This window comes from Microbulbifer litoralis (assembly GCF_023634065.1).
GTDB lineage: Bacteria > Pseudomonadota > Gammaproteobacteria > Pseudomonadales > Cellvibrionaceae > Microbulbifer > Microbulbifer litoralis.
Genome location: NZ_JALKCV010000001.1, coordinates 299,757 through 326,627 on the forward strand (window position 1 = coordinate 299,757; position 26,871 = coordinate 326,627).

Genomic DNA, 26,871 nt, shown 5'->3' on the forward strand with positions numbered 1-26,871 from the left:
TGGCCGAGAAAAGAATCTAGCGGCAGCGGCATCGGGGAAAAAGCGGGCTGCGATCAAGGGTTTGTTGCCCCCGGTTCACGAATGGTGCAATCAGGCCCTGGCGGCGAAACCCGGCACCTCCCCGGGCAGGGCGGTGTCCCACGCCGGCACGCCGTCGAAGGCGGACGCCAGGAAATCCACCGCCGCGCGCACCTTGCGGGACAGCTGCCGGGTGGAGGGGTAGATCACATAGATGGCCGTGGACTCGAATTCGTAGTCCGGCAACACCCGCACCAGCTCACCGGAGCGCAGCGCGCCGGATACGGAAAAGGTGGCGCCCAGGGCGATGCCGAGACCGTCCTTGGCGGCCTCGGTCAGCACTTCGCCGTTGTTGCAGACCAGTGGCCCGGCGGCGGAAACGGTCACCGGCCCCTCGGGGCCAACCAGCCGCCACTGGTGCGGCCTGTCCAGGGCGGTGAATACCAGGCAATCGTGATCGTCCAGGTCCGCCGCCGCCCGCGGCGTACCGCGGTGTTTCAGGTAATCCGGGCTGGCCACCAGCAGGCGGCGGTTGGCGCACAGGCGCCGCGCGATCAGGCGCGAATCCGACAGCGCGCCGATACGTACCGCGAGATCCACGCCCTCCTCAATCAGGTCGACAAAGTGATCGCTGAGCGTCAGCTCCACCGACAGCTCCGGATACTTGGCCCGCAGCGGCCGCAACAGCGGCGCGATATGCTGGCGGCCGAATACCACCGGGGCATTGAGCCGCAGCAGCCCGCGCGGCTGCAGGCTGGCGGCCGAGGCCTCCACCTCGGCCTCGTCCAGATCCCGCAGTATCTGCAATGCCCGCTGGTGAAACGCCGCGCCAGTCTCGGTCAGTGACAGGCGCCGCGTAGAGCGCTGCAGCAGCCGCACACCCAGGCGCTCCTCCAGTCGCGAGATCACCCGGCTGACGCCCGAGGGCGTCATCCCCTGCTCTTCCGCCGCACGCGCAAAGTTCGAGTGCTTCACAACGCTGGCGAATACGGCGATGGCGGACGTATCCAGCGGCATGGCGATTCCCCTGATGTCATTCGATCGGTGATCCAGCCTACCACGCGGTCACGATACATTGTTGACCGACAATCACGAATACCTTGCCGGAACACGGATTTATTCCATGCGAGTGACTGCGGCAGAGTAACCGGCGACAGACCAAAGCCAATGACCGCGACGGAAGAGACTGATGAGCAATCCACGGCGCAACTTTCTGAAACTGGGCGCGGCGGCCCTGGGTACCACGGCCGCCTCTGCGATACCGGCAACAGCCCAAAGCGACGACCGCGACACACAAAAAGCGCGCTTTACCGGCAAGGTGGTCGCCATTACCGGTGCTACCTCCGGAATCGGCGCGGCCGCTGCGCGGCTGTTCGCCGCCGAGGGCGCGAGCGTGACCTTCTGCGGCCGGCGGGAAGAACTGGGGGAACAGGTCGCCGAAGCGATCCGCCGGGCCGGCGGCGAGGTGCGCTATATCCACGCCGATGTCACAAGGCCCGAACAGGTGCAGAGATTTATCCACGAGACGGTGGACACCTACGGCAAGCTCGATATCGCCTTCAACAACGCCGGCGAAGTCACTTTCAAACCGCTGCACGAGATCGAGCTGGAGGAATGGGAGTGGATCCACAACACCAACCTGCGCGGTGTCTTCCTGGCGATGAAATACCAGATTCCGGAAATGCTCAAGGCCGGCGGTGGCAGCATCGTCATCACCTCGTCCCAACACGCCTATGCCACCCGCCCGGGCGGTGCCGCCTACGCCAGCAGCAAGCGCGCCCTCGAGGCACTGGCCCAGAGCGCCAGCCAGGATTACGCCGAGCGGGGGCTGCGCATCAATGTAGTCGCGCCCGGTATAACCGACACGCCCATGTTCCGCCGCGCCACCGGGCAGAACGAAGCGGCGGTGGCGAGGGCCAACAGTATCGTGCGGGGGGGGTGAAACGGGTGGCGGAACCGGAGGAAATAGCTCGGGTGGCCATGTGGCTGGCGTCCGGGGAGGCATCCTATATCACCGGGACCACAGTGCTGGCGGATGGGGGGCTGTTGACCGGTTTTGCCTGATATTGCTGCCTGCCGCAGTCAATTGCCTGATAAACTGTTGACTGCCGGGTGGCCGGTCAAGTTGGTTCAGGACAAGCAAGGTTAAAGGCGTGCCGCTGTATCCCCTACTTCGAGAATTCTGGCTGTTCGGCCTCAAACAGGCCTACGCCTGCATGTTCGGTGGCTTTCTGCTGGTAGTGATGATCATCACCAAGTACTGGTACCCACTGGAAACCCTGCATCGCTACGATTTTATCTTCCTCGCCGCCATCGGTTTTCAACTGTTTCTACTGTTGTGCAGGTTCGAGACCCTGCGCGAGGCACTGGTGATTGTCGTCTTCCACCTGGTGGCGACCGTCATGGAACTGTTCAAGACCGCCGACGCCATCGGCTCCTGGGTGTATCCGGAAGCCTATGTATTTGGCATCGGCAATGTCCCCCTGTTTACCGGCTTTATGTACAGCGCGGTGGGCAGCTATCTCGCACGGATCTGGCGAATTTTCGAATTCCGCTACAGTGGCTATCCCGACAACCGCTGGGCAATCGCCCTGGTAGCACTGATCTACTTGAACTTCTTCACCCATCACTTCATTCCGGACCTGCGCTGGCTACTACTCGGCTGCACACTATTCCTATTCTGGCGAACACAGATTTATTTCAGGGTGGACTCAGTCTATCGGCGAATGCCATTGCTGCTTGGCTGGCTCCTGGTAGCACTGTTCATCTGGTTTGCCGAGAATATCGCCACCTTTGTCAATATCTGGATCTATCCCAACCAATCCGATACCTGGAGCATGGTACCCATGGCCAAGCTGTCGTCCTGGTACCTGCTGATGTTGTTGAGTTTTGTTTTGGTGTCGTTGGTGCATGGCGCAAAGGCTACAACAGAAAGTTCCCTTGAATCTCAGAAAGAAACCAATTCTCTCGACAAACTCACAGGCAGGCATATGCAAAACTGATCTCTGGTTTGACATGACCTTAAAGAAATCTGTCTCAATGAATCACCCAAAATCCTGCCGCTCCATCCACGGAATAATCCGCTCGAATGCCCGCTCGATATTCTCGATCGAAGTGGCATAGCTGAAGCGCAGGGCATTGCGGCAGGATTCGCCGAAGGTGTCGCCGGCGATGGTGCAGACGCCGGTTTCGCGCAGCATGCGCAGGGCGACGTTGTTGCCGTTGACGCCTTCCGGCAGTGAGGGAAACAGGTAGAAAGCGCCCTCGGGCATATAGCCTTCCAGGTGCGGGGTCTGCTCCACCAGTTGCACCAGGCGATTGCGGCGCTGCTTGTAGGTCTCGCGGATGTCGTCGATAAAGGCGCGCGGGCCTTTCAGCGCGGCGACACCGGCCCACTGGCAGGGGGTGTTGGCAACGGTGGTGGTGAACATGTGGTAGCGGCGCAGTTTGCGGATCGCGCCCTGGCTGGCGATCAGCCAGCCGATACGCATGCCGGCCATGCTGAAGGTCTTGGAAAAGCTGCTGATGATCATCACATGGTCGAGGTCCGAGCAGCAGCTGAGTACGCCGGCGTAGTCGCGGTTGTCGTATACCAGGTGGTCGTAGACCTCGTCACTGATCACGTAGATACCGCGATAGGCCGCCTCCTGCACGATGGTTTCCACGGTTTCCCGCGGGTAGACGGTGCCGGTGGGGTTGCTGGGGGAGTTGAGGACGATCGCGTGGGTGTTGTTGTCGATCGCATCGATCACATCCTGCGGATCCAGCTGGTGATTGTTTTCCGCGCGCGTGGGGATATAGCGCACGTCGCCGCCGTGCATGCGGATCAGCGGTGCGTACAGCATGAAGGACGGGTCCGGTACGATAAACTCCCGGCCCGGCGCGGATACGGCGGTGAGCGCCAGGTAGATGGCCTCGGTGGCACCGGTGGTCACGAGAATATTTTCCGGTGAGATACTGCGGCCGTAGCGCTCGCTGTTGTACTCGGCCAACGCATCGAGCAACTCCGGCAGGCCGGCGTCCATGGTGTAACCGGTCTGGCCCGCCTGCAGTGCATCCACACCGGCCTGTATCACGTGTGGCGGCGCCGGTGCGTCCGGCTGACCAATGGACAGGTGGATCACATCGTCCATGGTCGCCGCCAGGTTCACCATCTTGCGGATACCGGGCACCGGTATCGTCAACAGCGCCGGGTTCCAGACCGGATCCTCGGACTCATAGAAATCAAAATCCAGCCGACTCACGCTTTTTCCCCCTCGGTGGCGCCGGTATGGAAGAGCTCCGGGCGCTTGTCCGTCAGCGGTGCGGCCAGCTGGTAGGCCTGGCCGACGCGCAGTACCGATGCATCGTCGAAGCGCCTGCCCACCAGTTGCAGGCCGATCGGCAGGCCATCGGAGGAAAACCCGCAGGGTACCGACAGCGCCGGCTGGCCCGTCATGTTGAACGGGTAGGTAAACGGCGTCCACGACGGCCAGCGGGTGCTGGGCCAGTCTTCCGGCACCTCGCGCCCGGCCTTGAAGGCGGTGATCGGCAGGGTCGGCGTCAGCAGCAGGTCGTATTTGCGGTGGAAGTTGGCCATGCGCTCGCACAGCGCCGTGCGCTCATTGACCGCCGCCAGGTAGTCCAGCATCGTCAGCTGCGCCGCCTTTTCCGCCACCCCCACCAGTTGCGGATCCATCAGCGCACGCTGGCGCTTGCCGAGATTGCGCAGCGCATTGGCCGCGCCGCCGTAGAAAAGGTGGCCGAAGGCCGCCAGCGGATCGTCGAAGCCCGGCGCCACTTCGGTGACCTCCGCACCCAGGCTCTGCAGCAGGTGCGCGGCCTCGCGCACCGTCTCCTCCACCTCCCGGTCCACATTGACGTAGCCCAGCGTCGCGCTGTAGGCGATGCGCACGCCCTTGAGCAGGTCCTTCGGCTCGCCGGCAATGGCTTCCAGGTAATCGATATTGCGCCGCGGAATCGCGTTGGTGTCGCGGAGATCGGCCTCGCTGATCACATTCATCATCAGCGCGCAGTCCGTCACTGTCCAGGTCATGGGGCCGGCGTGCGCCAGTGTGCCGAAGGGGCTTGCCGGCCAGTGGGGCACTTCGCCGAAGCTGGGCTTCAGGCCCACGTGGCCGCAGAAGCCGGCCGGGATGCGGATGGAACCGCCGGCGTCGGTGCCCAGCGCCAGCGGCCCCATGCCCAGCGGTACGGCCGCGGCGCTGCCGCCACTGGATCCGCCGGCGGTTTTCTCGGGGTTCCAGGGATTGCGGGTGACGCCGTCGATGGGGTTGTCGGTGACCCCCTTCCAGCCGAATTCGGGGGTGGTAGTCTTGCCCAGCGGCACGTAGCCGTTGCGATTCAACGCCGCGACACAGGGTGCCTCCTTGCCCATGGTGGATTCGGGCAGGACTGTCCTGGAGCCTTTCAGCGTGGGCCACATGGGTGTGAGGAATACGTCCTTGACCGCCACTGGTACGCCATCGAGCTGCCCGCGCGGCTTGCCATCGACATAGCGTTTCTCGGACTCGCGCGCGAATGCCAGGGTGGTTTCCGCATCCACCAGGCAATAGGCGTTGACGGCCGGATTGCAGCGCTCGATCTGTTTCAGCAGGGCTTCGGTGACTTCAACCGGGGAAAATGACTTGTCTTCATACCCTTGCAACAGCTCCATCGCTGTCATGCGGACAAAATCATTCATCGGCAATTCCTCTTCTTCTCAGTTATATGCACCACCTATCGTAGTACGGAACGGCGCCAAACCCGCGGCATTCCCGTAGACTTGTGCGCCCCGATGCTTTCCCGCCAACGGGGGCAGCAAAGGCGACGCTCACTTTCCCGATCAACTTGCAACAGGCGTTCCATTTTTTTGTGGCCAGCTTCAGGATCCAGACAGCTTTGGTGCGATAATCTGCAGCCGAAAAACGCAGACGGATGCGAGCAGTGATTGAGATCCACAAAAAAATAGCGATAGCGGGGCTGGTGATACTGACCGGTGGTTGTGCCAGCATGAGCGAAGAGGAGTGCCTGGTGGCCGACTGGCACGCCCTCGGCTTTGAGGACGGCGCCGCCGGGCTGACAGTGGCGCAACTGGGCGAGCGCCGCCAGGCCTGTGCCGAATACGGTGTGCGCCCCGATACCGGCGCCTACCGCGCCGGCCGCAACGAGGGCCTCCGTCTCTACTGCACCGACCAGCGCGGTTACCGCCTGGGCCGCTCGGGCCGCACCTACAACGGTGTCTGCCCGGCGGGCCTGGAGCCGCCATTCCTGGCCGCCTACCAGGCCGGGCGCGATATCTATCGGGTGCAGGCCGCGCTGAACGAGGTTTCCGGGGCCATCCACGACCGCGAGCAGGAACGCGAACACCTGCTCGACGATATCGCCGCAATGAGCGCGCGCCTGGTCAGCGACGAGGCCACCCGGGACGAGCGCATCGAACTGCTGGCGGAAGTCGCCCGACTCAAGGACCGCCACAGCGAACTGGGTATGCAGATCGAGGATCTCGAGTACGAACTGGCGCTGCGCGAGGCGGAATACCAGGAAGTGCAGGCACTGTCGCCCTACCGGTAGGGGACTCGGGACTCGAGACTCGAGACTCGAGACTCGAGACTCGGGACTCGGGACTCGGGACTCGGGACTCGGGACTCGGGACCCTCAGAAATGTAGGAGCAGCCGGTAGTCGCGATCAAGCGCGTAGCCCGGATGGAGGTGCGCAGCGTCGGAATCCGGGATTGCAGTGCCGGGGCGCCCCGGTCCCGGATTCCGCTGCGCTCCATCCGGGCTACGATTGCGCGAAACGGAATACCAGCAGGTGCAGGTGCTTTCAGTTTTTCAAGCTCGACAAACCCGAGCACACTGGCAATGGATTCCCGTCACATTCAGCGCTCCCGGTCCGCCGGGTGATTGATGCCGTCGTCGGTGGGTACCTCGCCCAGGGCAAACGGGTTGACGCCCTCCAGGCAGGCGATATTGAAACCGTATTCGTCGGGGTTGGAGCGGCGCCGGTGGTGGGTGTAAATACCGCAGTTACCACAGAAGTAGTGCTCTGCGGTCATGGTGTTGAACTGGTAGAGTTTCAGTTGTTCGCGGCCGCGCAGGATACGCAGCCCGGCCAGCGGCACCGAGGCGACGATGGCGCCGCGGCGCCGGCACAGGGAGCAATCGCAGCGTCGCGGCTCGGCGATGCCCCGCGGCAGTTCGAGTTCGTATTGCACCCCGCCGCAGTGGCAGGCCGCCCGGTGCACGGCCTGTATTTCCGTTTCTCCGATTTTTCTGATCATCCGGTGTTCTCTCTCTTATAAAGAATGGGGCCGCGATCCATTCGCCTGCAAGGCAGGCTCCTACAGGGCGTAGCCCGGTTAGAGGTGCGCTGCGCCGGAATCCGGGATCGGTGCCGGGCCGCAATCCCGAACTCCGGAACTGGCGTTATAAAGAAAAGCTCAGGGATTCAGGGGCTCCGGCAGCGGGACGTCGAATTTGTCGGCCCAGGCCTGCAGGTCCTGCATGATGGTCGGGTACAGCTCCACACCCAAGCGCAGCTGCCGCGCGCGCGCGGCCCAGGCGCGCTGGCCCGGCACCCGCAAACGGGAATCGCTGCTGTCGCTGCGTCCCTGCTCCCACAGGTCGCACAGCGCCACCGTCTGCCGCAGGAAGTCCCCCCGGGAACCGAAGGCCTGCGGGTCGATGATCTGCAGGAAGACCGAGTTGGCCTCGTCGTCCCCCCTGGCCGATTCGTCGCCGCGACCGTAGCCGCCCAGGCCCATGGACAGCACTTCCAGCATGGCGCTGAGCGCCGCGCCCTTGTAGCCGTGGTCGGCGCCGCCCACCGGCAGTATGCTGCCGCCGTTCTCGAACGCAGCCGGATCGTCGGAGAGATTGCCCTCGCTGTCTTTCAGGCACTGGGTGGGCAGTGTTTTGCCCTCGCGCCTGGCGCGGGCCACATAGCCGCCGGCGGTGACGGACATGCTGATATCGAACAGCAGCGGGTAGTCGCCGGCGGGCGCGGCGAATGCCAGGGGGTTGGCGGAGAACAGCGGATCCCGGCCGCCCTGCGGCGAGACGGTATTCTCCGCTGGAGTGGAGCAGGTCAGGATCGCCACATAGCCGGCCTCGACGATCGGCGGCAGGTAGGCGGCCAGGCAGGCGATATGCTGGCTGCGGCGGATGGTCGCCGTGACCACGCCGTGTTCCGGCAGCCGCTCGAGCGCGTGGTCGATGGCGCGGGTCAATACCCAGGGGCCGGGCAGGAAGTCTGCATCCCAGTTGAAGCAGTTGCCGCGATCGGCGATCACCTCCGGCTCGCCGTCGCGTCGGGACTCGCCGCTTTCCAGCCAGCCCAGGTTGCTGCCGACGCGGTTCATGCCGTGGGTGGTGAAGCCGAGCAGGTCCGCCTGCAGGAAGACCCCGGCCAGGACATCGGCGCGCTCCGGCGCCAGTCCGGCGCGCTGGAACAGGGCGCTGGCAAAATCTTTCAGTTGCGTCGCATCGTAACGTTTGGACATGATCTCTCCGTATTACTGCCGGGGTCGAAGCTGAGAATACCCCTCCCGCGTTATTGGTAAGAACTTGCTGCAGTGCCACCGCCGCCGGTGGCTACTCGCGCACCTTACCGCGCAGCGCCTTGACCTGTCCGCGCTGTGTTTTCTTCTTCAGGCGTCGCTCCTTCGAGCCCCTGGTCGGTTTGGTGGGGACGCGCTTCTTCTGCCGCCGGGCGGCGCCTTGCAGCAGTGTACGCAGACGCTCCAGCGCATCCTCGCGATTCTTTTCCTGGGTGCGGAAGCGCTGCGCCTTGATCACGACAACACCCTCGGCGGTGATACGCTGGTCGCTCAGTCGCAGCAGCCGCTGCTTCAGTTCTTCGGGCAGCGACGAGGCGCGGATGTCGAATCGCAGGTGGATTGCGCTGGACACCTTGTTGACATTCTGGCCCCCTGAACCCTGGGCGCGCATCGCGCTCATATCGATTTCGGTCAGCGGAATGGCCGTTTTGTTAGATATTTTCAGCATTAATCGTCAATTTGATATTTGTCAACTGCCTATACAATGGGCTCGACTATGCTAAACGCGATAGGCGCAAAAATTAACAGCAGTACTGATCCGGACACCGCGCTATGAACTCTGAGCCTAGTAATTCCAAGGGGCACTTCAATCCCCCGGTCTTCTATCTGTCGACCGGGATCCTGCTCCTGCTGGTGGCCTACGCCGTTGTCTTCCCGCAGAACGCGACGGAATTCTTCAAGGCCCTGCAGGCCGGTATCGTCGCCAATATGAGCTGGTACTACGTGCTGGTCGTGGCGATCATCCTGCTCACCGTGGTATTTGTGGGCGTATCCCGCTTCGGCGAGATCAAGCTGGGGCCCGAGCACGCGCAGCCCGACTACAGCTACAGCGCCTGGTTCGCGATGCTGTTTTCCGCCGGTATGGGCATAGGCCTGCTGTTCTTCGGCGTGGCCGAACCGGTGATGCACTACCTGGAGCCGCCGGTGGGCGAGACCGGCACCGTGGAGGCGGCGCAGCAGGCAATGGTGCTGACCTTTTTCCACTGGGGGCTGCACGCCTGGGCCATCTATGCGATCGTGGCGGTGATTCTGGCCTATTTCAGTTACCGCCACAAACTGCCGCTCACGCTGCGCTCGGCACTCTATCCGATGATCGGCGAGCGCATCTACGGCCCCATCGGTGACGCGGTGGATATTTTCGCCATTGTCGGCACTGTCTGCGGCGTGGCCACGACCCTGGGCTTCGGGGTGCTGCAGATCAATTCGGGCCTCAACCACCTGTTCGGGGTACCGGTCGGCGATGCCACCCAGGTGGTGCTGATCGTGGTCACCACCATTCTCGCCACCATTTCGGTGGTAATGGGCCTGGATGTGGGCATCAAGCGGCTGTCGGAGCTGAACATGAGCCTGGCCGCGCTGCTGCTGCTGATGGTGATGGCGCTGGGCAGTACCGTCTACCTGCTGCAGGCGTTCGTGCAGAATTTCGGCAGCTACCTGTCGGTGCTGGTCAGCAAGACCTTCAACCTCTACGCCTATGAGCCCACCGACTGGCTGGGGGGCTGGACCATTTTCTACTGGGGCTGGTGGATGTCCTGGTCGCCATTCGTGGGGCTGTTTATCGCCCGCATCTCCCGCGGCCGCACCATTCGCGAATTCATTGTCGGCGCCATGTTGGTGCCGGCCGCCGTTACCCTGCTCTGGATGACGTTTTTCGGTAACTCCGCCATCCACATGATCCTCGACGAGGGGCTGACGTCGCTGGGCCAGGTGGTGGACAAGGACCAGTCGCTGGCACTGTTCGCATTCCTGGAGCAGTTCCCACTCTCCGGGCTGTTTTCATTCGTCGCCGTGATCATGGTGATCGTCTTCTTTGTCACCTCGGCGGACTCCGGGGCCATGGTAGTGAATATGCTGGCATCCCATGGCCGCGACGACACCCCCATGTGGCAGCGCATTTTCTGGTGTGCCCTGATCGGGGTCGTGGCCATCGCGCTACTGCTGGCCGGCGGGCTCGCCTCCCTGCAGACAGCCGCCATCGCCAGTGCACTGCCCTTCTCGGTCATCCTGATGATCGCCATCTACGGGCTGATCTCCGCCCTGCGCACCGATACCGTCAAGCGGCTGTCGCAGTCGGCACCGGTCGCGCCGGTCACCGCGCGCAACCCGGTGGGCTGGCGGCGGCGGCTCCGAAACCTGATCGAGCTGCCATCGCTGGAAGAAGTGCGGGAGTATATCCGCGATGTGGGCGAGCCGGCACTGCGGGAGTTCGCCGAGGAAATGGACAGGAGTGGCTATACCACCGAGATCGTCCACGGCGACAACAGCTATGTTTTCCTGCGGGTGTTCCAGGGCGACGAAGTGGATTTCCTGTACGGCCTCCACCCCAAGGCGCACCTGAAACCCAGTGCCGTACTGCCGGAACACGCGGACTTTTCCGACCAGAAACTGGACGACACCACCGACGACGGCAGCGAGGAAAAATACTTCCGCGCGGAAGTGCACCTGCACGAGGGTGGGCAGGATTACGATGTGATGGGCTGGACCGATGACCAGCTGCTCACGGATATCCTGTCCCAGTACGAACGCCACCTGCAGTTCCTGCACACGCTGCGCTGATCATCCGCAATGGCCGGCGGCCGCCATGCGCGGTCTCCGGCTCCCTTCCCTACCGTCGACCCAGCGGCAACATTGTTGCAACAACGCCCGCAACAAATGGCCAGCCAGCTCAGGTAACTAATCCACCAGCGGCGCCTGTTTCGACTACCCTGAAAATGTCAGCATTTTATTCCGGCGGATTCCGCGCCGGATATCGGTATTTTCAGCCCGGGCGACGCGATGAAACTGCGAACGACAGACGACGGGAAGGCCAAACTCGACCCACCGGTTTTCTACACTTCCACCGGCCTGCTGCTGTTGCTGGTGGCCTACGCGGTCTTTTTCCCCGAAGACGCGACACAACGCTTCCAGAGCCTGCAGAACGCCATCGTCGACTATATGGGCTGGTACTACGTACTGATCGTGGCCGTGCTGCTGGTAACGGTGGTGGTCATCAGCCTGTCCCGTTTCGGCGATATCAAGCTGGGCCCCGAACACGAGAAACCCGAGTACAGCTACGGCTCCTGGATCGCCATGCTGTTTTCCGCCGGTATCGGTATCGGGCTGCTGTTTTTCGGCGTGGCCGAACCGGTAATGCACTACCTGAACCCGCCGGACGCGCAGGCCGGCAGCGTCGAGGCGGCGCGCGAGGCGATGGTACTCAGCATCTTCCACTGGGGCTTCCATGTCTGGGCCATCTTCGCCGGCGTGGCGCTGATCCTCGGCTACTTCAGCTATCGCCACAACCTGCCGCTCACACTGCGCTCGGCGCTCTACCCGATTATCGGCGAACGTATCCACGGCCCCATCGGTCATGCGGTCGACGTCTTCGCCATTGTCAGTACCGTCTGTGGTACCGCCACGACACTGGGCTTCGGTGTCCTGCAGATGAATTCCGGTCTCAACCACCTGTTCGGCATTCCGGTGAGCAATATCACCCAGGTCATACTGATCGCGGTAACCACCTCGGTGGCGACAGTCTCGGTGGTGGTCGGCCTGGATGCCGGCATCAAGCGCTTGTCACAACTGAATATGAGCCTGGCGGCCATCCTGTGCCTGACCATCCTGGTACTCGGCAGCACCGTGTTCCTGTTCCAGGCATTCGTGCAGAATGTCGGCAGCTACCTGTCGGTGCTGGTCAACCGCACCTTCAACCTCTACGCCTACGCCCCCACCGACTGGATCGGTGGCTGGACCATTTTTTACTGGGGCTGGTGCCTGAGCTGGTCGCCATTCGTGGGGTTGTTCATCGCGCGCATTTCCCGCGGCCGCACCATCCGTGAATTTATCGTCGGCACGCTACTGATGCCGACCCTGATCACCATTGTCTGGCTGACGGTGTTCGGCAATTCGGCACTCCGTTTTATCCGCGAGGAGGGCCTGCAGTCCCTGGCCGATATCATCGAGAAAGACCAGTCGCTGGCCCTGTTCCAGTTTCTCGAGCAGTTTCCCTTCTCGGGCGTACTGTCGCTGCTGGCCATTGTGCTGGTGGTGATATTCTTCGTCACCTCGGCGGATTCCGGCGCGATGGTGATGAATATGCTCGCCTCCCACGGCCGCGACGATACACCGGTGTGGCAGAGGATCTTCTGGGCCGCCATCATCGGCGTGGTGGCCATCGCGCTGCTGCTGGCCGGCGGGCTGGCCTCGCTGCAGACCGCGGCGATTACCAGTGCCCTGCCCTTCTCACTGATACTGCTGGTGGCCATCTACGGGCTGATCAAGGCGTTGCGAACGGATTCCGCCAAGCGCGATGCCCAGAGTGCGCCGGTGGCGCCGGTCAGCGCGCGCAACCCGGTGTCCTGGGAGCGGCGTCTCAGGAACCTGGTGCAACTGCCATCCCTGGCGGAGGTACACGACTATATCGAGAGCACTGGCCTTCCCGCCATGCGCGATTTCGCCGCGCAGATGGAGAAAAACGGCTTCCAGGCCGAGGTCAGCGAAGGGGAAAACTCGGTGGTGAGCCTGAATGTATTCCAGGGCGATGAGGTCGACTTCCTCTACAGCATTCACCCCAAGGCGCACCTGAAGCCCAACGCCAGCAACCCCGATGCAGAGCTGGACGACACCTACGACGACGGCTCGCCGGACAAATACTTCCGCGCCGAGGTGCACCTGAGCGAAGGTGGCCAGGACTACGATGTCATGGGCTGGACCCGGGACCAGTTGCTGACGGATATCCTGTCGCAGTATGAGCGGCACCTGCAGTTTCTGCACAGCCTGCGCTGACAGGTCGGCGCCACTTGTGCAGAATAGCGTTTTTTGCGAGTAACGCCCCATGACCCTGCTACAGACACCGCGACTGAATCTGCGCGAGCTCGACAAGAACGACGCACCGCTGCTGCTGGCAGTGCTGACCGACCCGGACTTCCTGCGCAATGTCGGCGACCGCGGCGTACATACCGAGGAAGATGCCCGCCGCTACATCATCGACGGCCCCCTGGCCATGTATCATCAGCACCGGTTCGGCATGTACAAGGTCGAACTGAAAGACGGCACCGCTATCGGCCTCTGCGGGCTGGTCAAGCGCGACGGGCTGGACGACGTGGATATCGGTTTCGCCTTCCTGCCGGCTTACCGCGGCCAGGGCTATGCGTTCGAGGCCGCCGAAGCGGTGATGCACTATGGCCGCGAGACCATCGGCCTGAAACGCATCGTCGCCATCGCCCAACCCACCAACGAAGCCTCCGTCAACCTGCTGAGGAAACTCGGTCTGCACGCCGAGAAAACCATCAAGTTGCCGAAGGACGATGAAGAGTTGCTGTTGATGGCCTGGAGTGCCGCTGAAAATCGCACGCCGCAGGAACAGGGCTGACAGAAAAAAGGCGAGCACTCCTGGGGGAGAGCGCCTCGCCAAGGATGGTAGGGGGTTGGATCTACATCAGTGCGCAGTGGCCTCGCCGGCTCCTTTGGGGAAGCGGATATCCGCCACCATGTCCTGCACATGCTTCGGCGCGTCGCTGGTCATACGCGCGACCCCGACGGCCACAGCAAAGTTCAGCAGCATGCCCAGCGTACCGATGCCCTCCGGCGAAATACCGAACCACCAGTTGTCCGGCGTATTCGCGGCCGGGTTGATGAACTTGAAGTAGATGATGTAGGCCGCGGTAAAGGTGATACCGGACAGCATGCCTGCAATCGCCCCCTCCTTGTTCATACGCTTGCTGAAAATCCCCATGATGATCGCCGGGAAGAAGGAGGACGCGGCCAGCCCGAAGGCGAACGCCACCACCTGTGCGACAAAGCCCGGTGGATTGATCCCCAGGTAACCGGCGATACAGATGGCCACCGCCGAGGCGATGCGGGCGTAGCCGAGCTCCTGCTTCTCGGAGATATTCGGCATCAGGTTGCGTTTCAGCAGGTCGTGGGAAATGGACGTCGATATCACCAGCAACAGGCCCGCTGAAGTGGACAGCGCCGCGGCCACCCCGCCGGCGGCGACCAACGCGATGACCCAGGCCGGCAGGTCGGCGATCTCCGGGTTTGCCAGCACCATGATATCGCGGTCGATATCCATCTCGTTGCGCTCATCGCCGGAGTAGAACATCTTGCCGTCACCGTTCTTGTCCTCCCAGCTGATCAGGCCGGTACTCTCCCAATTGCCGATCCAGCTCGGCGCCTTTTCGTAGGCGGTACCCTGCGCATCCGGGCCGTTGATGGTATCGATCATATTGACCCGCGCAAAAGTCGCGATGGCCGGTGCGGTGGTGTACAGCAGCGCGATAAACAGCAGTGCCCAGCCGGCGGACTTGCGCGCGTCCCGTACCTTGGGCACGGTAAAGAAGCGCACGATCACGTGCGGCAGGCCGGCGGTGCCCACCATCAGCGCGGCGGTGATGAAAAATACATCGATGGTACTTTTCGTCCCCGACGTGTACTCGGCAAAGCCCAGTTCCGCCGACAATCCATCGAGCTTGTCCAGCAGGTAGGTACCGGAACCGTCGTTCAGCTCACCGCCGAAGCCGATCTGCGGAATCACGTGGCCGGTCATCATGATGGAGATGAAAATCGCCGGCACCAGGTAGGCGCAGATCAATACGCAGTACTGGGCCACCTGGGTATAGGTAATGCCCTTCATGCCGCCGAGCACCGCGTAGAAGAACACGATCCCCATACCGATGATCACGCCCCAGGTGATATCCACCTCGAGGAAACGCGAGAAGACCACGCCCACGCCGCGCATCTGCCCCGCCACATAGGTAAAGCAGACGAAAATCGCGCAGATTACCGCCACGGTGCGCGCCGTCTGCGAGTAGTAGCGGTCGCCGATAAAGGCCGGTACCGTGAACTTGCCGAACTTGCGCAGGTAGGGCGCCAGGCAGAGCGCCAGCAGCACATAGCCGCCGGTCCAGCCCATCAGGTAGACGGCGCCATCGTAGCCCATGAACGAGATCAGGCCGGCCATGGAAATGAACGAGGCCGCCGACATCCAGTCCGCGGCCGTGGCCATGCCGTTGGCCACCGGGTGCACACCGCCGCCGGCCACGTAGAAGTCGTTGGTGGAACCGGCGCGGGCCCAGAGGGCAATGCCGATATAGAGCGCGAAGGTCGCACCGACGATCAGGAACGTAAGTGTCTGAATATCCATGATGCGCTCCTATTGACCGAATTCTTCGACGGGTTGCGGCTGCGCCGGTGCTTCCGGCGCCTCGTCATCCTCGTGCACGCTGTACTTTCGGTCCAGCTTGTTCATCTGCACCACATAGACCGCGATCAGGGCCAGGAATATATAGATGGATCCCTGCTGCGCAAACCAGAAGCCGAGCTTGAAGCCGCCCAGGCGGATCGCATTCAGCTGTTCGACAAATAAAATACCGCAGCAGAAAGACGCGACAAACCAGACACCGAGCAGTATCAGCATCAGGCGTATGTTTTCTTTCCAGTAATCGTCTGCGTGTTGTTCGCTTTCAAAACTCATTGTTATCACTCCGTACTTATTATCGGTTATCGGAACTCTCGATCATGCAGTCATACAGTCATGCTGTCATGCCCTTGTGTCATCAACGCTCCACCCATCTTGCGAAGCGCCGGACAAACTCACTCAGAACACATATTTCACAGAAAACTGCAGCCGTTGCAACTCCCCCTCGTCATCCGCCAGCGACCCGCTGGTGTTCTCCACCTCCTTGTTTGCCAGGATATATTCGCCCCCCAGGGTCATTTTCGGTATCGGTGAATAGAGCAGGTTCAGGTGCATACTGCGGTAGGCGGAGGCGGTGGTGTCGGACACGGTGTCCGGGTTATCCGCCCGCGACGCGGACAGCACCAGGTTGCTGCGCCAGGTCTCACTCCAGAAATGGCGCAGCGCGACGAAGCCGCCGCTCTGGTCGATCAGGTCGATATTCCCGTCCGCCTCGATAATGCCGGCGCGGTAGCCGTTCAGGCCCATATAGCGGCCCAGCGCGTTGCCGCTGCTCAGCATAAAGCGGATGTCGTCGCGGCCGAACTGGTATTTGCCCGAAACGCTGATGGCGTGGCCGCGCACGGATTCATTGTCGGCACCGTCGTCGTAGCTCAGCTCGCGGCTCAGGGACGCCACCGAGTAGCTGAAATCCCCGGCGCTGTTGTTGTAGCGCAAGACCAGGTCCGGTGTACCGCTGTCGTCGTAGGGATTTTCCGTACCGTTGTACAGGGTTGTGGCCGGGTTCTCCGCGGCCAGTTGCAGGCTGCCGTTGCCTATCTTGTGGCTGTAGCGCAACTGCGGCTGGCGCTCGAAAATGGTACCCACCGGGCCGACAAAGTCCATCCCCTCCGGCAGCGCGCCGACGTTGAAAAAAGTCGACCAGGTCTGGCCCGCCAACAGGCTGCGGCGGTCGTCCATCTGCCAGTCCACATAGGCATGGCGCAGGCGCTGGGCGTAGGAATTGCTGATGCGTTCATCGCCCTGGCCTCCGGCCATGGCATCTATCTCGAGATGGGTCCGCACCTCGCCGCCGGCCACCGCTGTGCGACTCTTGATAAACAGGCGCGAGGACTTGGCGTGGGAATTGAACTTGGTGTCACCGCCCTCACCACCGACGGGAATCGTCGAAGGCACCAGGAAATCCTCGCCCACGCCGGCGGTGGCGGCATTGCCGTCGGAGTAGTCGCTGAACTCGCTGTCCAGCTTCATGAAACCACCGATCTCGATCTGCGTACCCTGCTGTGGCTGCTCCGGCTCCGGGTTCTCCACCACGGTGCGGCGCTGCTGCTCCGCCTCCGCGGCCAGCCGGTTCACCTGTGCCTGCAGTTCCTCGATACGCAGCTGCAACTCCTCGTTACTGCTCTGGGCCAGGGCCGCCTGCGACACCGGGCCAATCATCATCGCCGACGCCAGGCCTGCGGACAGGCCGGCGGTTTTTATTCTTGTAAACGACATAAGCTCCCTCCGAGCGCGGGTTGTCGAAATACTGCCTTGTCACCGACGATGGAAACCTGTCTGCGCCGCTTTGGGTATTAACCATTGGTCTAAACCTCCCTGCGCCTTCGACTTATGTCTAATACGCCCGCTCGCCAGGCCGATGCAGAATGCGGGCAATAAGAACAGGCAAGATGATGAGGTGCACTGTGCCCGAGGAAACCGTCTACCCCGTACCGGCGGCCTACGCCGGCCGCTCCCTGCTGAATGAAAGCGCCTATTTCGAACTCTACAACCGCTCCATCGAGGACAGCGAGGGCTTCTGGCGCGAACAGGGCCGGCGGCTCGACTGGATCCGGCCCTACACCCGGGTCAAGGACGTATCCTTCGCCAGGGACGACCTGCATATCCGCTGGTACGCCGACGGCACCCTGAACGTGGCCGCCAACTGCCTCGACCGCCACCTGGATGAACACGGCGACGATACCGCCATCCTGTGGATCGGCGATGAACCGGGCGTCTCCCGGGAAATCAGCTACCGCGAACTGCACCGGGATGTGTGCCGCTTCGCCAACGGACTCAAGTCCCTCGGCGTGCGCAGGGGAGATGTGGTCACCATCTACATGCCGATGATCCCGGAGGCCGCGGTGGCCATGCTGGCCTGTGCGCGCATCGGCGCGGTGCACTCGGTGGTCTTTGCCGGCTTCTCTCCGGAGGCGCTGGCCGGGCGCATGGACGACGGCAGGTCGCACACGCTGATCACCGCCAACGCCGGCGTGCGCGGCGGCAGGCCGGTGCCGCTGAAAGACAATGTCGACAAAGCCGTGGCCCTGTGCCGGGAAACCTGCGTCGACAACGTGGTGGTAGTGAATGACACCAGCGACAAGATCCAGTGGCACGAAGGGCGCGACCGCGACTACGGCGAACTGGTCGCGCAGCAGGACGACGACTGCCCGCCGGAGGAAATGAATGCGGAGGACCCGCTGTTTATCCTCTACACCTCCGGCTCCACCGGCAAACCCAAGGGCGTGCTGCACACCGGCGGCGGCTACCTGGCCTACACCGCCCTGACTCACGAATACGTATTCGACTACCGCCGCGGCGAACGCTACTGGTGCGCGGCCGATATCGGCTGGATCACCGGCCACTCCTACATTCTCTACGGCCCACTCGCAAATGGCGCCACCACAGTGATGTACGAGGGCGTGCCCAACTACCCGGATGTGACGCGTGTGGCGCAGATCATCGACGACCACCGCATCAATATCCTGTATATCGCCCCCACCGCGATTCGCGCGCTGATGGCCGAGGGCGACAAACCCGTGGCCGGCGCCGACCTGTCCAGCCTGCGGCTGCTGGGTACCGTGGGCGAACCGATCAACCCACAAGCCTGGAAGTGGTATCACCGCACCTTCGGCCGCGGCCAGTGCCCGATCGTCGACACCTGGTGGCAGACGGAAACCGGCGGCGCCATGCTCACGCCGCTGCCCGGCGCCACCGCGCTGAAACCCGGTTCCGCCACCCGCCCCTTCTTCGGCGTGCGGCCGGCGCTGGTGGACAACGACGGCAAACTTCTCGACGGCGCCGCCGAGGGCAACCTGGTGCTGCTGGACAGCTGGCCCGGGCAGATGCGCACCGTGTTCGGCGACCACCAACGCTTTGTGGACACCTACTTCAGCACCTTCGACGGCATGTACTTCAGCGGCGACGGCGCGCGCCGCGATGCCGACGGTTACTACTGGATCACCGGCCGCGTGGACGACGTGCTCAACGTCTCCGGCCACCGCATGGGCACCGCCGAACTGGAGAGCGCGCTGGTGGCCCACGAGGCGGTGGCGGAGGCGGCGGTGGTCGGCTTCCCACACGAACTGAAGGGCCAGGGCATCTATATCTACGTGACCCTGAACAGCGGCCTGGAGCCGGACGAGAAGATGCGCATGGAACTGCGCGGCTGGCTGCGCAGCGAGATAGGCCCCATCGCCACGCCGGACGTGATCCAGTGGGCCCCGGGCCTGCCGAAAACCCGCTCCGGCAAGATCATGCGCCGCATACTGCGCAAGATCGCCGCCGGCGAATGCGACCAGTTGGGAGACATTTCCACCCTGGCGGATCCATCCGTGGTGCAACAGTTGATCGAGGAACACGCGGCGCTGGCGCAGAGCGCCTGACACGGGGCCCTCGAATCCCCCGCAGGCAGGCCCCGGCAAAAGTGAAGTACCCCAGAGCTGTACCCGATAGTTATAAATAATAAGAAAGCGGCGGACCGCCGCCGTAAACTGATGTGCCCTCCCCGGAGGGCCCGTTGACGATGAGGGAGCGATGGGTATGCACTCGAATACCGATAATACGGTGCGTAAATTCATTATCGCCGATGACCACCCGCTGTTCCGCAGCGCGCTGCGCCAGTCCATTGCCAGCGCCTTTCCCGAAGCCGAGCTGCACGAGGCGGAGGATATGGAGAGCCTGCAGCGCTGCGCGGCCGAACACGGCGATTGCGACCTGCTGTTGCTGGACCTGCACATGCCGGGTGCGCGCGGCTTCAGCGGCCTGATTTTTCTCAGCGGCCAGTACCCGGAACTGCCGGTGATGGTGGTGTCCGCCAACGAGAAGCCGGAAGTCATGTGCCGCGCGATCGACTACGGCGCCTGCGGTTTCCTGCCCAAATCGGCGCCGGTGGAAACCATCAGTGCGGCGCTGCGGCAGGCACTGGCGGGCGACATCTGGCTGCCCGACGGCGTGGCCGCACAGTGCGCCGGCGAATCCCCGGAGCTGGCCGTGGCGGATGTGGTCGCATCGCTGACGCCGCAGCAGTTCCGCGTCGCCACCATGCTCGCCGAGGGCCTGCTGAACAAGCAGATCGCCTACGAAATGCACGTCACCGAAGCTACCGTCAAGGCGCACCTGACGGCGCTGTTCCGCAAACTGGACGTCAACTCCCGCACCCAGGCGGTGCTGGCGCTGGGCAGCCTGGATGTGGAGCCACCGGGGCAGTTCACCCCGCCGCCGAAACATTCGCCGGCCTTGGCCTGAAGGCTCGGGACTCGGGACTCGGGACTCGGGACTCGGGACTCGGGAAATCGTAGGGTGTACTGTGTGCACCATCCAACCCCGCGGTGCGCACGGCGCACCCTACCTGTCTACGTTCTGGTGTGAACCGGGGGCCGGCGCCGGGCCAGCCGGCGCACCAGGTTGCGCAGCGCGGCGGGTTTGACCGGTTTGGACAGGTAGAGACAGCCGCACTCCGCGGCCGCGGCGCGCACCTGTTCGGAAATGTCGGCACTGATCAGGATACCCGGCAGCGACCGCCGCCAGTGTGTATTCAGGGCCTGCAACGCGCCGATCCCGGTCTCGTCCCGGTCCAGGTGGTAGTCGACAATCACCAGTTGCGGCGGCCGCTCGCCGGGCCAGGCCGCCAGGGCCTCGCGCAGCGAGCGCGCGGCCGTCACCCGGCAGCCCCAGCCGCTCAGCAGGCTGTGCATACCGCGCAGGATCGAGGACTCGTTGTCGATGCACAGCACGCGGATTCCGGACAGGTCGGCACCCGCCGGCTGTGGCTGCGGGCGCGGCCGCCGGGCGCTATCGGCCGCGCCCAGCGGCACGCGGATACAGAACATGGCACCGCGCCCGGGGCGGGATTGCACGCCGATCGGGTGCTGCAACAATTCCGCGCTGCGCCGCGCGATCGCCAGCCCCAGGCCCAGCCCCTTGTCCGACGGCCGCTCGGAGGCAGAGAGCCGTACAAATTCGTCGAAGATCTGCGCCTGCGCCTCCGGCGCTATGCCCGGCCCCGTGTCCCACACCTGGATTTCCAGCTCATCGCCGCGCCTGCGCGCGCCCAGCAGCACCCGGCCGCGGCCGGTGTAGTGCAGCGCGTTGCTGAGGAAGTTCTGCAGTATGCGGCGCAGCAGGTGCCGGTCGCTGTGCACCCACAGCCGGCTGGGCCGGTAGCGCAGCCGCAGGCCGCGGCTGGCGGCGATGGCCTGGAACTCCACCGTCAGCGCGTCGAGCAACTCGCCGATGGGGAAATGTTCGCGCTTCGGCGTCAGGTTGCCGGCGTCCAGGCGACTGATCTCGCGCAGCGCGCCGATCAGTTGCTCGGCGGTATTGAGCGCGCTGTCGACGTGCCCCATATCCTCCAGGGTCTGCTCCCAGTCGCTGCGCGCGGCCTTCTGCTGCGCCGAGGCGATAAACAGGCGCGCGGCATTGATCGGCTGCAGCAGATCGTGGCTGGTATGCGCCAGGAAGCGGGTCTTGGCCCCGTGCAGCTCGCGTATCTGCGCCTCCACTTCGGCGCGGCGGAGGTTCTCCGCCTGCAGTGCCTCGTTGCTGGCCTGCAGCTCCGAGGTGCGCTGCGCCACCCGCTCTTCCAGCGTGCGCTGGTTTTCCTCCAGCGCATCCACCGCGGCGCGGTAGTCGCTGATATCGGTAAAGGTGGTTACGAAGCCGCCACCGGGCATGGGCGTGCCACGCACCTCGACGATAGTGCCGTTCGGCAGCCGCCGCTCGAAGCGGTGCGCACTGCCGTGGCGCAGTAATTCCAGGCGCCGCTCGATCTGGGCCTCCAGGTCGACGCCCCCACCGTAGAGTCCGCGCTCGGCGTTGTGGCGATAGAGTTTTTCCACCGGGCAGCCGATATACAGCAGCCGCTCCGGGTAGTCGAACAGCTCGATATAGTGGCGGTTCCAGGCCACCAGCCGCAGCTCCGCATCCACCACGCTGATGCCCTGGCCCACGGTTTCCACCGTGGTCTGCAGCAGCTCCTGGGAAAAGCGCAGCTTCTGCGAAGTGCCGTCCACCAACCGCGCGATATCCTCCAGCTGGAAGGGGCGATTGACCCGCAGCAGGTCCATCACCTGGTGCGCGGTGGCGGAGCCGACGATACCGGCCAGCGTGCTCTCCGCCTCCTGCACCGCAAAGCGCGGCGCCGCATCGTCCGCCAGCAGCCGCTGCTGGCTGCGGCGCTCGAAGCCGTTCCAGATCTGCTCCAGGCGTTTGCGGCCGACGAACGGCTGCATCAGGCTTTTCAGCTGCCCCACCTGGATGTCGCTCAGGTCCAGGTCCTCGCCCTTATCGACCTCCGACAGTTCGACAAACGCCTCCGCCTGGCGCCGGTCCCGCGCCAGCGGCCGGCACAGCAGCGACACCGCCACAAACAGCAGCAGGTTGACCAGCAGGCTCCAGAAGACCCCGTGGCTGAGCGGGTCCAGCCCCTCCAGGCCGAACAGCTGCTGCGGCCGCAGCCAGTCCTGCCCGAACAGCCCCTCGCTCAGCAGCCGGTGCCCGGGGTAGACCGCCGGCAGCACCAGGCAGTAGAACCAGAGGCCGTAGCCGGCCACCAGCCCCGCCAGCACACCGAGCCGGTGCGCACGGCGCCAGTAGAGGGCGCCGGCCAGCGCCGGTGCCAGCTGCGCGGCGGCGGCGAAGGACAACAGGCCGATGGAGGCCAGCGGCGCCACGCCGGTGATGGCCCGGTGCATACCCCAACTGAGCAGCAGCAACAACAGGATACTGAGCCGCCGGATCAGGCGCAGGTGGTTGCCGAGCGACGCCGCCGACAGCGGTGTAAAGCGGCTGAGGAACAGCCACAGCGGCGCCACCAGTTCGTTGGAAATCATCACCGCCAGGGTCACCGCGGCCACGATCACCATGCCCGTGGCAGCGGAAAATCCGCCGATATAGGCCAGCAGTGTCAGCACGCTGCTGCCGCTTTCCATCGGCAGCATCAACACCAGGCCGTCCGGCTCCGGCAACCCCTGCGCCAGCAGCGGCTGCCCGGCCAGGGCGATGGGCAGGATCAGCAGCGAGAAGAGCCCCAGGTACAGCGGCAGCAACCAGCGCGCGCTCTTCAGGTCGCGGCGGTCCTGGAACTCCACCACCGCCATATGGAACTGGCGCGGCAGGCAGATGATGGCCGCCGTGGCCAGCAGTGTCTGGGTGAGGAAATTGGCATCGGGCACCAGCGGGTCCAGGCGCAATTCGATATCGGCGTAGCGCTCGCCGCCGAACAACAGCCCGGTGGCCAACACCGCCACCGCGGCAAAAGCCAGCAGCTTGACCACCGATTCCAGCGCAATGGCCGCCACCACACCGCGGTTGCGCTCGCGCCCCTCCAGATGGCGGGTGCCGAACAGCATCGCGAAGACGCCCATCAGCAGCGCGGTGACGAAGGCGGTATCCAGATTGATCAGGCTGCCGGATTCCGGCCCGGCGCCGACCGTATCCCAGGCCATGGTCACCGCGCGCAGCTGCAGCGCGATATACGGCAGGCTCCCGACGATCGCCAGCAGCGTCACCAGTGCCGACAACCCCTGGCTCTTGCCATAGCGCGAGCCGATGAAGTCGGCGATGGAGGTCACCTTCTGCCGCTCGCTCACCAGCATCAGCTTGCGCAGGAAGGCGCCGCCGAACAGGAACAGCAGCATCGGCCCCAGGTAGATCGGCAGGTAGTCCCAGGTGCTGGTGGCCGACTGGCCGACCGCGCCGAAGAAGGTCCAGGAACTGCAGTAAACCGCGAGCGTCAGCGCATAGATCAGCGGCCGGTAGCGCAGCAGCCACTGCTTGCGGTGCTCGGCGCGCCAGGCCACCACGAACAGCAGCGCCACATAGACCAGGGCAAAAAACAGCAGGTAGGGCTTGCCGATCATCCGCGCACTCCGGCTTGTTGTTCTGACGCGTGAGTGATCTTTATAACCGATCGGCCGGTCGGGCCGCCATTGGCAATTGGTCGAGATGGCAGGGCCAATGCCGGCCGGGCCGGCTGCTAAACTCGAACGTAAAAGCCCCAGCAGAGAGAGCAAAGCCATGATCATCGCGACCGATATGCCCGAAGTCGCCAAGTGCGTCATCAGCCAGTGCGCCTACAACGCCGACGATGCCTGCCACGCGCGCGCCATCACCATCGGCGACGGCGACGACCCGGACTGCGACACTTTCTTCGACAGCAACAAACACACCCACAGCGGCCGCACGGCCGGCGTGGGTGCCTGCAAGATCGAGGACTGTACCCACAATCGGGACTTCGAGTGCACCGCCGACAGTATCCAGGTGGGCAACCGGGGCAGCGAAGCCAACTGCCTGACCTATACGACGCACTGAGCCGGACTTCGGCGCAACACCATCCCGGGCCCTGACCCGGAATCCAGTGCTGCGCCCCGCTGGCCTGTTGACGGAATCGATCCGGCAAAGCCCTTTCGCCGGAGCCCGCTCCCGGCACTAAGCTATTGGGAGGCAACCCAGTCAGCGAGGTTCGCTATGATTATTGCCACCGATATGCCGGAAGTCGCCCACTGCACCGTGGCCAGCTGCGCCTACAACACCGATGACAGCTGTCACGCCCGCGCCATCACCATCGGCGATGGCGACAACCCCGGATGCGACACCTACTTCACCAACGACACCCACACCCGCAGCCACCGCGCCGCCGGCGTCGGCGCCTGCAAGGTGGCGGACTGCAGCTTCAACGACGATTTCGAGTGCTCCGCGGACGGCATCGATGTCGGCAGGCAGGGCGAATCCCCCAAGTGCCTGACCTGTACCTGCCACTGAGCCGGCCAGTTACGCAATAAAAAAGCGGGTGTGAGGTCCGGCCCCACACCCGCTTTTTGTCCAATCCAAATACTACCAAGTCAGGCAACACCCGTAGGAGCCTGCCTTACAGGCGATAAAGAGCGATGTCTTCTATTCACATTCGCCTGCACGGCAGCCTCCTACGAGAAGGCTTTCCTTCGCTCTACAGCACTGCTTCCAAGCCCCCGGCGCTACTTCGCGACCACCTCGGACCCCTTCAGGCCGTAGAAGGCGATATACACATAGCAGACAATCGGCACCAGGAAGGACAACTGCAGACCGGCGCTATCCGCCACCACACCCTGCAACAGCGGCACCAGCGCGCCGCCGACGATCGCCAGGCACAGGATGCCGGACGCCTGGCCGGTCTGCCGGCCCAGGTCCTTCAGCGCCAGGCTGAAGATGGTCGGGAACATGATCGAATTGAACAGCCCCACCAGCAGGATGGCCCACATGGCCAGCGCGCCGGAACCGGCGATGGCCGCCGCCACCAGCAGGATCGCCGCAACGGCGTTGAACGCCAGCACCGTGCCCGGATTGACGCTGCGCATCACCGCGGCGCCGATAAAGCGCCCCACCATGGCACCGCCCCAGTAGTAGGCGATGTAGTGCGCCGCCCGGGCCTCTTCCAGCGCGGCGATACTGTCCAGCCCGAGAAAGTTCACCAGGAAACTGCCGATGGACACCTCGGCCCCCACGTAGACGAAAATACCCACGGCACCCAGCACCAGGTGGCGGTGGCTCCAGGCCGGCGCATCGGCAACCGCTTCACCGGCGCCCTCCTCCTGCGAGGCGATGACCGGCAGTTTCAGGCGGCTGAAAATCACCGCCAGCAGCGCCAGTACACCGGCCAGCATCAGATAGGGCATCTTCACCGCCGCGGCCTCCGCCTGCGGGCTCATGGAGTCCACCGCCACCGTGGCCGCGGACAGGATCAACATCCCGCCGAAGAAAGGCGCCACCGTGGTCCCCAGGGAATTGAACGCCTGGGTCATGGTCAGGCGGCTGGAGGCCGTGGCCGGATCGCCGAGCGCGGTCACATAAGGGTTGGCGGATACCTGCAGCAGCGTGATGCCGGAGGCCAGTACAAACAGCGCCCCCAGGAACAGCGGGTAGGAATGGTAATCCGCCGCCGGATAGAACAGCAGGCAACCCACACTGGCCACCAGCAGGCCGCCGACGATGCCTTTCTGGTAGCCGATACGCTTGACCAGCGCGCCGGCCGGCAGCGAGACCGTGAAGTAGGCACCGAAGAAACAGAACTGGATCAGCATCGCCTGGGTGTAGCTCAGGTCGAAGACCGCCTTCAGGTGCGGAATCAGAATATCGTTGAGGCAGGTAAGGAAGCCCCACATAAAGAACAGAACAGTCAACGCAGTCAGCGCAAAGCGGAAATTGCCCCCCGCCTCACCGGCGGACGCACGCACATCACTGACGGGAACCTGGACCCCGGCCATAGATCACCTCGTTATGCTTATTGTCTCGTTTCATCAACATCGCTGGGCGGGGTGGCGCCCGGCACCGAAACGGAGACTACCACGGAGACGGCGCCGGAGGTGATTACCAGATTCCCCGGCCCGGTTCCCACTTTGCATTTCGAAAACTGGCACGGGCGCAACCCGCGCGGGAAACGGATGTTAGCATACACTTACATCAGGCAGCTGCTTCCGGGCGCGACGCGGGGCGACTGTTCAGTCTCAGCCTTGTTGCATGGGGGCGGGAAGTGGGCAAGTGACAAGCGGGCTGGCGCATCAGTGCCGGGAAGGTGAACCGAATCAAAGCGTGGCCGATGCCAGGCTCCAGATCACACTCGACCGATGCCGGACCACTTATTCCTCCACCGGGTCCTCCACCGGGTCCTCCAACCTGGACGTC

At 63.7% G+C, this 26,871-nt stretch carries 22 protein-coding genes; 11 read left to right on the forward strand and 11 right to left on the reverse strand.

What is annotated here, in order from left to right; all coding sequences use genetic code 11:
- Window positions 1-90: 90 nt before the first annotated feature.
- The gene (locus MWN76_RS01190) at window positions 91-1,035 is read right to left on the reverse strand and encodes a LysR family transcriptional regulator (RefSeq protein WP_250458691.1); all 945 of its coding nucleotides are present in this window, start codon (window positions 1,033-1,035) and stop codon (window positions 91-93) included.
- A gap of 172 nt (window positions 1,036-1,207) precedes the next feature.
- Between MWN76_RS01190 and MWN76_RS01195 the strand changes: the two genes are divergently transcribed.
- The 3 genes from MWN76_RS01195 (at window position 1,208) to MWN76_RS01205 (ending at window position 3,020) form a co-directional block, all read left to right on the forward strand.
- Window positions 1,208-1,960: an SDR family NAD(P)-dependent oxidoreductase gene (locus MWN76_RS01195; RefSeq protein WP_250458692.1), complete on the forward strand. Its 753-nt coding sequence runs from the start codon at window positions 1,208-1,210 to the stop codon at window positions 1,958-1,960.
- 5 nt (window positions 1,961-1,965) lie between these two features.
- Window positions 1,966-2,082, forward strand: a complete 117-nt coding sequence (locus MWN76_RS01200) for an SDR family oxidoreductase (RefSeq protein WP_250458693.1) — start codon at window positions 1,966-1,968, stop codon at window positions 2,080-2,082.
- An 89-nt stretch (window positions 2,083-2,171) separates the two neighbouring features.
- Window positions 2,172-3,020 carry a DUF817 domain-containing protein gene (locus MWN76_RS01205; protein ID WP_250458694.1) on the forward strand — a complete coding sequence of 283 codons (849 nt, stop codon included), beginning with the start codon at window positions 2,172-2,174 and terminating at the stop codon, window positions 3,018-3,020.
- Between the two features lie 42 nt (window positions 3,021-3,062).
- Here MWN76_RS01205 and MWN76_RS01210 read toward each other — a convergent pair whose 3' ends face one another.
- Together MWN76_RS01210 and MWN76_RS01215 are read right to left on the reverse strand one after the other, a co-directional pair.
- The gene (locus tag MWN76_RS01210; protein WP_250458695.1) at window positions 3,063-4,262 is read right to left on the reverse strand and encodes a pyridoxal phosphate-dependent aminotransferase; all 1,200 of its coding nucleotides are present in this window, start codon (window positions 4,260-4,262) and stop codon (window positions 3,063-3,065) included.
- Entirely contained in the window at window positions 4,259-5,701 is a 1,443-nt protein-coding gene (locus MWN76_RS01215) for an amidase (RefSeq protein WP_250458696.1), read from the reverse strand. Before MWN76_RS01215 ends, MWN76_RS01210 begins: the two co-directional genes overlap by 4 nt.
- A gap of 242 nt (window positions 5,702-5,943) precedes the next feature.
- Between MWN76_RS01215 and MWN76_RS01220 the strand changes: the two genes are divergently transcribed.
- The gene (locus MWN76_RS01220) at window positions 5,944-6,570 is read left to right on the forward strand and encodes a DUF2799 domain-containing protein (RefSeq protein ID WP_250458697.1); all 627 of its coding nucleotides are present in this window, start codon (window positions 5,944-5,946) and stop codon (window positions 6,568-6,570) included.
- Window positions 6,571-6,878: 308 nt separating this feature from the next.
- On the opposite strand, the gene MWN76_RS01225 is transcribed toward MWN76_RS01220, so the two are convergent.
- From MWN76_RS01225 to arfB, 3 genes are all read right to left on the reverse strand, one after another.
- On the reverse strand, window positions 6,879-7,280 hold the full coding sequence (locus MWN76_RS01225) for a GFA family protein (protein WP_250458698.1): 402 nt from the start codon (window positions 7,278-7,280) through the stop codon (window positions 6,879-6,881).
- Between the two features lie 159 nt (window positions 7,281-7,439).
- Window positions 7,440-8,501: an Ldh family oxidoreductase gene (locus MWN76_RS01230; RefSeq protein WP_250458700.1), complete on the reverse strand. Its 1,062-nt coding sequence runs from the start codon at window positions 8,499-8,501 to the stop codon at window positions 7,440-7,442.
- Window positions 8,502-8,592: 91 nt separating this feature from the next.
- Entirely contained in the window at window positions 8,593-9,006 is a 414-nt protein-coding gene (arfB, locus tag MWN76_RS01235; RefSeq protein ID WP_250458701.1) for an alternative ribosome rescue aminoacyl-tRNA hydrolase ArfB, read from the reverse strand.
- Window positions 9,007-9,110: 104 nt separating this feature from the next.
- Between arfB and MWN76_RS01240 the strand changes: the two genes are divergently transcribed.
- The 3 genes from MWN76_RS01240 to MWN76_RS01250 all read left to right on the forward strand — a co-directional run bounded on the left by MWN76_RS01240 (window position 9,111) and on the right by MWN76_RS01250 (window position 13,908).
- A complete protein-coding gene (locus MWN76_RS01240) occupies window positions 9,111-11,114 on the forward strand; it encodes a BCCT family transporter (protein WP_250458702.1) in 2,004 nt (667 codons plus the stop codon).
- Window positions 11,115-11,333: 219 nt separating this feature from the next.
- Window positions 11,334-13,322 carry a BCCT family transporter gene (locus tag MWN76_RS01245; RefSeq protein WP_250458703.1) on the forward strand — a complete coding sequence of 663 codons (1,989 nt, stop codon included), beginning with the start codon at window positions 11,334-11,336 and terminating at the stop codon, window positions 13,320-13,322.
- Window positions 13,323-13,371: 49 nt separating this feature from the next.
- The gene (locus MWN76_RS01250) at window positions 13,372-13,908 is read left to right on the forward strand and encodes a GNAT family N-acetyltransferase (RefSeq protein ID WP_250458704.1); all 537 of its coding nucleotides are present in this window, start codon (window positions 13,372-13,374) and stop codon (window positions 13,906-13,908) included.
- Window positions 13,909-13,974: 66 nt separating this feature from the next.
- Here the strand turns inward: MWN76_RS01250 and MWN76_RS01255 are convergent, their stop codons facing one another.
- The 3 genes from MWN76_RS01255 to MWN76_RS01265 form a co-directional block, all read right to left on the reverse strand.
- Complete coding sequence (locus MWN76_RS01255) at window positions 13,975-15,681, reverse strand: sodium:solute symporter family protein (RefSeq protein WP_250458705.1); 1,707 nt, start codon at window positions 15,679-15,681, stop codon at window positions 13,975-13,977.
- 9 nt (window positions 15,682-15,690) lie between these two features.
- A complete protein-coding gene (locus MWN76_RS01260; protein ID WP_250458706.1) occupies window positions 15,691-16,011 on the reverse strand; it encodes a DUF4212 domain-containing protein in 321 nt (106 codons plus the stop codon).
- A gap of 123 nt (window positions 16,012-16,134) precedes the next feature.
- Window positions 16,135-17,451: a DcaP family trimeric outer membrane transporter gene (locus tag MWN76_RS01265; RefSeq protein ID WP_250458707.1), complete on the reverse strand. Its 1,317-nt coding sequence runs from the start codon at window positions 17,449-17,451 to the stop codon at window positions 16,135-16,137.
- A 173-nt stretch (window positions 17,452-17,624) separates the two neighbouring features.
- Here MWN76_RS01265 and acs point away from each other — a divergent pair, with 173 nt between their 5' ends.
- Both acs and MWN76_RS01275 read left to right on the forward strand, forming a co-directional pair.
- Window positions 17,625-19,598 (forward strand): acetate--CoA ligase, encoded by a 1,974-nt coding sequence (gene acs, locus MWN76_RS01270; protein ID WP_250458708.1) that lies wholly within the window; start codon window positions 17,625-17,627, stop codon window positions 19,596-19,598.
- A 157-nt stretch (window positions 19,599-19,755) separates the two neighbouring features.
- On the forward strand, window positions 19,756-20,460 hold the full coding sequence (locus tag MWN76_RS01275) for a response regulator transcription factor (protein WP_250458709.1): 705 nt from the start codon (window positions 19,756-19,758) through the stop codon (window positions 20,458-20,460).
- Between the two features lie 107 nt (window positions 20,461-20,567).
- On the opposite strand, the gene MWN76_RS20875 is transcribed toward MWN76_RS01275, so the two are convergent.
- Entirely contained in the window at window positions 20,568-24,074 is a 3,507-nt protein-coding gene (locus tag MWN76_RS20875) for a hybrid sensor histidine kinase/response regulator (RefSeq protein ID WP_284500006.1), read from the reverse strand.
- Window positions 24,075-24,231: 157 nt separating this feature from the next.
- On the opposite strand from MWN76_RS20875, the gene MWN76_RS01285 reads away from it, so the two are divergent.
- Window positions 24,232-24,525, forward strand: coding sequence for a DUF1540 domain-containing protein (locus tag MWN76_RS01285; RefSeq protein WP_250458710.1), 294 nt, complete (start codon window positions 24,232-24,234; stop codon window positions 24,523-24,525).
- 156 nt (window positions 24,526-24,681) lie between these two features.
- On the forward strand, window positions 24,682-24,975 hold the full coding sequence (locus MWN76_RS01290; RefSeq protein WP_250458711.1) for a DUF1540 domain-containing protein: 294 nt from the start codon (window positions 24,682-24,684) through the stop codon (window positions 24,973-24,975).
- 212 nt (window positions 24,976-25,187) lie between these two features.
- Here MWN76_RS01290 and MWN76_RS01295 read toward each other — a convergent pair whose 3' ends face one another.
- Window positions 25,188-26,453 (reverse strand): sugar MFS transporter, encoded by a 1,266-nt coding sequence (locus MWN76_RS01295; protein ID WP_250458713.1) that lies wholly within the window; start codon window positions 26,451-26,453, stop codon window positions 25,188-25,190.
- Window positions 26,454-26,871 lie beyond the last annotated feature (418 nt).